The organism is Oleiphilus sp. HI0132 (genome assembly GCF_001635845.1).
Map to the genome: position 1 here is coordinate 1 of NZ_LWGJ01000494.1, position 926 is coordinate 926.

Consider the following 926-nt stretch of genomic DNA (forward strand, 5'->3'; position numbering starts at 1 on the left):
GAAAAGCGGCATAGTGCCGCTTTAGTTTATTTTTCTAAAAGCCATGGCCTTAGCTTATCTAGAGTCATTATTCATCGAAGGCAACTTCATCAACTAACTGTGCTGCACGCTTTCTTAGATTAGCAATATCTGCGAGTGGCAGTGTATCTGACTTGAAGGAACCCCAAGACTTTACCAGGCTCGATGGTTCAACCTTAGTATTAACCGGATACTCGAAGTTTTGTTCTGCATAGAGGCTTTGCGCATAGTCCTGTGTTAGGAACTCCATTAGCTTGATTGCACTTTCTTTGTTTGGTGCGTGTTTAGTAAGTGCTACGCCACTGATATTCACGTGGGTGCCTCGGTTGCCTTGGTTAGGAAAGGTTAGGTGGACAGAGTTTGCCCAAGCAACCTGTGCTTTGTCGTTTAACATTTTGCCGAAATAATAATTGTTGCCAAGTGACAGGTCACAAATACCCTCGTTGATTGCTTTTACTTGTGCTCGATCATTTCCTTGAGGACGTCTCGCCAGGTTGTCTTTTACACCTTGTAACCAGGTTTTTGCTTCTGCTTCGCCGTGATGAGCGATCATTGATGCGATCAGCGCAAGGTTGTAAGGGTGCTTGCCGCTTCGGGTACAGATACGGCCTTTCCAGACGGGTTTGCTCAAGTCTTCATAGTTTTGAATGTCAGCTAGGTTAGCGCGCTCTTTTGACGCATAGATAGAGCGAGTACGTGTCGTTAAACCAAACCAACGGTTTTCTGGGTCGCGATATTGTACCGGGACATTCTTTTGTAGCGTTTCTGATTCAACAGCTTGAACCAAGTCTTTGTTGGTCACTTCCATTAAACGGCCAATATCGACAGTGAAAACTAAATCGGCAGGGGAGTTGCGTCCTTCACGAGTCAGGCGTTCAGCTAAACCTTTCTTAGCAAAAACTACATTA

At 45.0% G+C, this 926-nt stretch carries 1 protein-coding gene; it reads right to left on the minus strand.

Annotated features, from left to right (window positions below):
* Positions 1 to 67: 67 nt before the first annotated feature.
* A partial coding sequence (locus A3766_RS05990; protein ID WP_068641914.1) for a Fe(3+) ABC transporter substrate-binding protein occupies positions 68 to 926 on the minus strand: 859 nt, incomplete at its 5' end.